5 protein-coding genes are annotated in these 6,776 nt (G+C 72.1%); 4 read left to right on the top strand and 1 reads right to left on the bottom strand.

What is annotated here, in order from left to right:
- The coding region (locus tag ABT160_RS45915; RefSeq protein WP_351656087.1) for a multifunctional oxoglutarate decarboxylase/oxoglutarate dehydrogenase thiamine pyrophosphate-binding subunit/dihydrolipoyllysine-residue succinyltransferase subunit at nt 1–3,507 on the top strand (3,507 nt) is incomplete at its 5' end.
- Nucleotides 3,508–3,627: 120 nt separating this feature from the next.
- On the top strand, nt 3,628–3,810 hold the full coding sequence (locus tag ABT160_RS45920; RefSeq protein WP_018535226.1) for a DUF6104 family protein: 183 nt from the start codon (nt 3,628–3,630) through the stop codon (nt 3,808–3,810).
- Nucleotides 3,811–3,828: 18 nt separating this feature from the next.
- Here ABT160_RS45920 and ABT160_RS45925 read toward each other — a convergent pair whose 3' ends face one another.
- The gene (locus ABT160_RS45925; RefSeq protein WP_351656089.1) at nt 3,829–4,641 is read right to left on the bottom strand and encodes a hypothetical protein; all 813 of its coding nucleotides are present in this window, start codon (nt 4,639–4,641) and stop codon (nt 3,829–3,831) included.
- 200 nt (nt 4,642–4,841) lie between these two features.
- Here ABT160_RS45925 and ABT160_RS45930 point away from each other — a divergent pair, with 200 nt between their 5' ends.
- Both ABT160_RS45930 and ABT160_RS45935 read left to right on the top strand, forming a co-directional pair.
- Nucleotides 4,842–5,753, top strand: a complete 912-nt coding sequence (locus tag ABT160_RS45930; protein WP_351656092.1) for a DUF4097 family beta strand repeat-containing protein — start codon at nt 4,842–4,844, stop codon at nt 5,751–5,753.
- Nucleotide 5,754: 1 nt separating this feature from the next.
- The gene (locus ABT160_RS45935) at nt 5,755–6,714 is read left to right on the top strand and encodes a PadR family transcriptional regulator (protein WP_351656095.1); all 960 of its coding nucleotides are present in this window, start codon (nt 5,755–5,757) and stop codon (nt 6,712–6,714) included.
- Nucleotides 6,715–6,776 lie beyond the last annotated feature (62 nt).

A 6,776-nucleotide genomic window follows, 5' to 3' on the forward strand; every position in this document is an offset into this window, starting at 1 on the left:
GCCGCCCCCGCCGCGCAGGCCCCGGCCGCGCCCGCGAAGCCCGCCGCCGCGGCCCCGGCCGACCCGGCGAAGCCCGCGGCCGCCACTCCGGCGCCCGCCGCCAAGCCCGCCGCGGCCAAGCCGGCCGCCGAGGCTCCCGCGGGCCCCGAGTTCGTGACGCTGCGCGGCCCGGCCGGCGCGGTCGCCAAGAACATGGACGCCTCGCTGAGCGTGCCCACGGCCACCTCCGTGCGCGCGGTGCCGGTGAAGCTCCTGTTCGACAACCGCATCGTCATCAACAACCACCTCAAGCGCGCCCGGGGCGGGAAGATCTCCTTCACCCACCTCATCGGGTACGCGATGGTGCAGGCCATCAAGGCCATGCCGTCGATGAACCACTCCTTCACGGAGAAGGACGGCAAGCCCACCCTGGTCAAGCCGGAGCACGTCAACTTCGGCCTCGCCATCGACCTGGTGAAGCCCAACGGCGACCGCCAGCTGGTCGTCGCGGGCATCAAGAAGGCCGAGACCCTGAACTTCTTCGAGTTCTGGCAGGCCTACGAGGACATCGTCAAGCGCGCCCGCGTGGGCAAGCTGACGATGGACGACTTCTCCGGCGTCACCGTCTCGCTGACCAACCCCGGCGGCCTGGGCACCGTGCACTCGGTGCCGCGCCTGATGCCCGGGCAGTCGGTCATCATGGGCGTCGGCTCGATGGACTACCCGGCCGAGTTCCAGGGCACCTCCCAGGACACCCTGAACAAGCTGGGCATCTCCAAGGTGATGACCCTCACCTCGACCTACGACCACCGGGTCATCCAGGGCGCCGCCTCCGGCGAGTTCCTGCGCATCGTCGCCAACCTCCTGCTCGGCGAGGAGGGCTTCTACGACGAGATCTTCAAGGCGCTGCGGATCCCCTACGAGCCGGTCCGCTGGCTCAAGGACATCGACGCCTCGCACGACGACGACGTCACCAAGGCCGCCCGCGTCTTCGAGCTGATCCACTCCTACCGGGTCCGCGGCCACGTGATGGCCGACACCGACCCGCTGGAGTACCGCCAGCGCAAGCACCCCGACCTGGACATCACCGAGCACGGCCTCACCCTGTGGGACCTGGAGCGGGAGTTCGCGGTCGGCGGCTTCGCCGGCAAGTCGCTGATGAAGCTGCGCGACATCCTCGGCGTGCTGCGCGACTCGTACTGCCGCACCACCGGCGTCGAGTTCATGCACATCCAGGACCCCAAGCAGCGCAAGTGGATCCAGGACCGCATCGAGCGCTCGCACTCCAAGCCGGAGCGCGAGGAGCAGCTGCGGATCCTGCGCCGGCTGAACGCCGCGGAGGCGTTCGAGACCTTCCTGCAGACCAAGTACGTCGGCCAGAAGCGGTTCTCGCTGGAGGGCGGCGAGTCCGTCATCCCGCTGCTCGACGCGGTCATCGACTCGGCCGCCGAGTCGCGCCTGGACGAGGTCGTCATCGGCATGGCCCACCGCGGCCGGCTGAACGTGCTGGCGAACATCGTCGGCAAGTCGTACGCGCAGATCTTCCGCGAGTTCGAGGGCAACCTCGACCCGAAGTCGATGCACGGCTCCGGCGACGTGAAGTACCACCTGGGCGCCGAGGGCACCTTCACCGGCCTGGACGGCGAGCAGATCAAGGTCTCGCTGGTCGCCAACCCCTCGCACCTGGAGGCGGTCGACCCGGTCCTGGAGGGCGTCGTGCGCGCCAAGCAGGACATCATCAACAAGGGCGGCACGGACTTCACGGTCCTGCCGGTCGCCCTGCACGGCGACGCGGCCTTCGCGGGCCAGGGCGTCGTGGCCGAGACGCTGAACATGTCGCAGCTGCGCGGCTACCGCACCGGCGGCACGGTCCACATCGTCATCAACAACCAGGTCGGCTTCACCGCCGCCCCGGAGTCCTCGCGCTCCTCGATGTACGCCACCGACGTGGCCCGCATGATCGAGGCGCCGATCTTCCACGTGAACGGCGACGACCCGGAGGCCGTGGTCCGCGTCGCGCGGCTCGCCTTCGAGTTCCGCCAGGCGTTCAACAAGGACGTCGTGATCGACCTCATCTGCTACCGCCGCCGCGGTCACAACGAGGGCGACAACCCGCAGTTCACCAACCCGCAGATGTACAACCTGATCGACAAGAAGCGCTCGGTGCGCAAGCTGTACACCGAGTCGCTGATCGGTCGCGGCGACATCACCCTGGAAGAGGCCGAGCAGGCGCTGCAGGACTTCCAGGGCCAGCTGGAGAAGGTGTTCGCGGAGGTCCGCGAGGCCACCAGCCAGCCGTCGCAGGTCCAGGTGAGCAGCCCGCAGGCCGAGTTCCCGGTCGCGGTGACCACCGCGGTCTCCCAGGAGGTCGTGAAGCGGATCGCCGCCTCGCAGACCAACATCCCGGAGAACGTCAAGGTCCACCCGCGGCTGCTGCCGCAGCTCCAGCGCCGCGCCGCCTCGGTCGAGGACGGCACGATCGACTGGGGCATGGGCGAGACCCTGGCCATCGGCTCGCTGCTGATGGAGGGCACCCCGGTCCGCCTGTCGGGCCAGGACACCCGCCGCGGCACCTTCGGCCAGCGCCACGCGGTGCTGGTGGACCAGGAGACCGGCGAGGACTACACCCCGCTGCTCTACCTGTCCGAGGACCAGGCGCGCTACAACGTCTACGACTCGCTGCTCTCGGAGTACGCGGCGATGGGCTTCGAGTACGGCTACTCGCTGGCCCGTCCCAACGCGCTCGTGATGTGGGAGGCGCAGTTCGGCGACTTCGTCAACGGCGCGCAGACGGTCGTGGACGAGTTCATCTCCTCGGCCGAGCAGAAGTGGGGCCAGCACTCCGGCGTCACGCTGCTGCTGCCGCACGGCTACGAGGGCCAGGGCCCGGACCACTCCTCGGCCCGCCCGGAGCGCTTCCTGCAGCTGTGCGCGCAGAACAACATGACGGTCGCCATGCCGACGCTGCCGTCGAACTACTTCCACCTGCTGCGGTGGCAGTCGCACAACCCGCACCACAAGCCGCTGGTGGTCTTCACGCCGAAGTCGATGCTGCGCCTGAAGGCCGCCGCGTCCAAGGCGGAGGAGTTCACCACGGGCGGCTTCCGCCCGGTCATCGGTGACGACTCGGTCAACCCGGCCGACGTCCGCAAGGTCGTCTTCACCTCCGGCAAGGTCTACTACGACCTGGAGGCGGAGCGCGTGAAGCGCGGCGTCACGGACACCGCGATCATCCGCCTCGAGCGCCTGTACCCGCTGCCGGGTGCCGAGCTCCAGGCCGAGATCGCCAAGTTCCCGAACGCCGAGAAGTACCTGTGGGCCCAGGAGGAGCCGGCGAACCAGGGTGCCTGGCCGTTCATCGCGCTCAACCTGATCGACCACCTCGACCTGGCCGTCGGCGCGGACATCCCGCACGGCGAGCGCCTGCGCCGCATCTCGCGCCCGCACTCGTCGTCCCCGGCGGTGGGCTCGAAGAAGCGCCACGAGGCCGAGCAGGCCCAGCTGGCGGCGGACGTCTTCGACGCCTAGTCACCGGTAGCGGTACGGCAGTACGGAAGGGCCCGGCGCTCCTCGGGGGGTGCCGGGCCCTTCTATGCTGGACGGCGAGAGTCGTCACCAGCCAGTTCACCAGCCCTTACGGAGCACCCCTTGTACTTCACCGACCGCGGCATCGAGGAGCTGGAGAAGCGGCGAGGCGAGGAGGAGGTCACCTTCGAGTGGCTCGCCGAGCAGCTGCGCACCTTCGTCGACCTCAATCCGGACTTCGAGGTCCCGGTGGAGCGCCTGGCGACGTGGCTGGCGCGGCTCGACGACGAGGACGACGAGGACTGAGCCGGGCGGGCCCGGGGCTCAGGGCCGCTCCTCCCTGAGCCGGTCGTAGGCCAGCGCCAGCGCGCCGTTGGCCAGGAGCACGGCCGCCGCCACGCCCCAGCCGCCCGACCTGCGGCGCACCGCCCAGGCGAGCAGCGGAAGCCCCGCGCCGACCTGGACGGCGCCGAGCAGGCGGGCCTTGGGTCCGCGCAGGTAGGGGCCCATCGGGCCGCCCTCCACCACGTCCAGTTCGGCCCGCACCACACCGCGCCAGCCGGACCACTCGACGTGTTCGGCGTCGTGCGCCTCGGCGACCGAGCGCAGCCGGTCGGCGCTCTCGCCGGGGGTGAGCCCGGCGGGCAGGGCGAGCCCGGTGCGGGCGAGGACGGCAACCAGGCCGAGGAGCCGGGAGCGGGCGTCGGTGTCGGGGTCGGGGCCGGTCAGCGGCTCCAGGTCCTGCACGTCGAGGACCGGGTCGAGGCCGAGCCGGGCGGCGAAGCTGCGCATGGCCTCGTCCTCGCCGAGCGGGGTGCCGTCGGCGAGCCAGACGTACCCGATGCTCCGGCGGAAGCCCGAGGCCAGCGCGTACCCGGCGCGCTCGCCGTCCCACCACAGGGCGAGGACCGGCCAGGGCACCCCGATGGCGAGGGCGGAGGCCCAGCCCGCCATGACCGCGTCGACCGGGGCGGCGCCCTCCTGCCAGGGCCGCCCCTCGGGGACCAGGACGCTCCACTCGTCGCCGGCGGGGGCGAGCAGCAGCCGTTCGCGCAGCAGGTGGGCGGACGGGCGTACGGCGTCGGGGTCGGCGCGGCAGAGCAGCAGTGCGCCGACGGGTCCGGGTGTCGCGTTCATGGGCCATACGCTAGGTCAATTTCTCCCGTTACGTGGCGTCATGGGCACCCGGTCAGGGGGGCGCGGGCCCGGAGTGGTCCGGGAGGCGCTTGACTTCCGGTAACCGCGATATATCGTGTCTAGCAAGAGACGCGATATGTTGCGTCGAGTGCGCCGGCCCCTCGGGGGTAGCGGCCCGCCGGCCCGAGGAGGTCAGCACCATGCCAGAGTCACCGCTGCACGTGGCCGAACCGACCACGCTCGCCTTCGACGAACCCGTGACCGCGCTGAACGTGCGCGTGGTCAACGGAATGGTCAACGTGGTCGGGACGGACTCCGGTTCCGCCCGCCTCGAGGTCACCGAGATCGACGGGCCGCCGCTGGTGGTCACGTACGACGCGGGCACCCTCACCGTCGCCTACGACGACCTGCCCTGGAAGGGCTTCCTGAAGTGGCTGGACCGCAAGGGCTGGCGGCGCCACGCGGTCGTCACGCTCGCGGTGCCGGGCGCCGCCTCGGTCGAGGTCGGGGTGGTCGGCGCGGGCGCCGTCGTCTCCGGGGTCCGGGGCCGCACGGCGGTGCGCGGGGTCAGCGGTGACACCACCCTGGTCGGGCTCTCGGGGCCGGTGCGCACCGAGACCGTCTCCGGCAACGTCGAGGCGCAGAACCTCACCGGCGACCTCGGCTTCCACTCCGTCTCCGGCGACCTCACCGTGATCGAGGGCGCGGGCGGCTCGGTGCGGGCCGACTCCGTCAGCGGCGACATGGTGGTCGACCTGGACCCGGGCGCGCGGCCCGCCGACATCCGGCTGAACAGCGTCTCCGGGGAGATCGCGATCCGCCTCGCGCAGCCGGCCGACGCCCGGGTGGAGGCCAACACCACCAGCGGCGCGGTCTCCAACGCCTTCGACGACCTGCGGGTGAGCGGGCAGTGGGGCGCCAAGAAGATCACCGGGACCCTGGGCGCCGGGTCCGGACAGCTGAAGGCCACCACCGTCTCCGGCTCGATCGCGCTGCTGCGCCGCCCCCCGGCCGACGGCGACGACGCCTTCGACGCGGCCTTCCCCGACTCCCCCGAACCGTCCCCCGGTGAGTCCGGCGGGCCCGGCACCCCGAGCGGAAAGGTGCTCTGACATGTCCCCCGTCTTCGCGCACGGCCGACTGCGGCTGTACCTGCTCAAGCTCCTGGACGAGGCGCCGCGCCACGGCTACGAGGTGATCCGGCTCCTGGAGGAGCGCTTCCAGGGCCTGTACGCGCCCTCCGCGGGCACCGTCTACCCCCGGCTGTCCAAGCTGGAGGCCGAGGGCCTGGTCACCCACGCCACCGAGGGCGGCCGCAAGGTGTACTCGATCACGGACGCGGGCCGCGCCGAACTGGCGGGCCGCAGCGGTGAACTGGCCGACCTGGAGCTGGAGATCCGCGAGTCGGTCTCCGAGCTGGCCGCCGAGATCCGCGACGACGTGCGCGGCGCGGCCGGGCAGCTGCGGCACGAGATGCGCACGGCGGCCAAGCAGACCCGTACGGCGCAGGGCGTCCAGGACGAGGGCTGGCAGAGCGCCAAGGAGGAGTTCCGCCGGGCCAAGCAGGAGTGGAAGGAGCAGGCGCGGCGGGCCAAGGACGAGTCCCGCAGGGCCCGCGAGGAGGCGCAGAACACGCGCATGCAGGCGAAGGCCGCCCAGGAGGCCACGGCGCACGAGATGCGCCGGATCGCCCAGCAGTTCCAGGAGCGGGTGGCCCAGGGCGACTGGCCCTCGGCGGTGCGCGACGGTCTGTCGGACCTGACCGCCCAGCTCGGCGGCCTCGCCCGGTCCGGCACCGGCCAGGGCCCCGCCACGCCCTGGCCGTCGTACGCGAAGCCGGACGCGAAGCCGGACGCGGCGGGCGGCGACCCGGAGTGGCCGCGCGGCCAGGAGCCCACCGGCGACCCGGCCCGCGACCTGGAGCGGCTGCTCGACCGCTTCCGCGACGACGTGCGGGACGCGGCCCGCGACCACGGCGTGAGCGAGCCCCAGGTCGCCGAGGCCCGTCACCACCTGTCGACGGCGGCGGCGCACCTCACGGCGCTGCTGCGCCCGAAGGGCGGGGAGCAGTAGGACGTACGGGAGGGGGGGGGGGGGCCCGGCGGGTGCCGGGGGCCCCCCCCGCCGCCGGGAGC

This window comes from Streptomyces sp. NPDC001941 (genome assembly GCF_040296945.1).
Classification (GTDB): Bacteria; Actinomycetota; Actinomycetes; order Streptomycetales; family Streptomycetaceae; genus Streptomyces.

Coding starts and splice junctions, on each gene's coding strand:
- ABT160_RS45930 (WP_351656092.1), top strand. CDS start 4,842: ATGCCAGAGTCACCGCTGCACGTGGCCGAACCGACCACGCTCGCCTTC.
- ABT160_RS45935 (WP_351656095.1), top strand. CDS start 5,755: ATGTCCCCCGTCTTCGCGCACGGCCGACTGCGGCTGTACCTGCTCAAG.
- ABT160_RS45925 (WP_351656089.1), bottom strand. CDS start 4,641: ATGAACGCGACACCCGGACCCGTCGGCGCACTGCTGCTCTGCCGCGCC.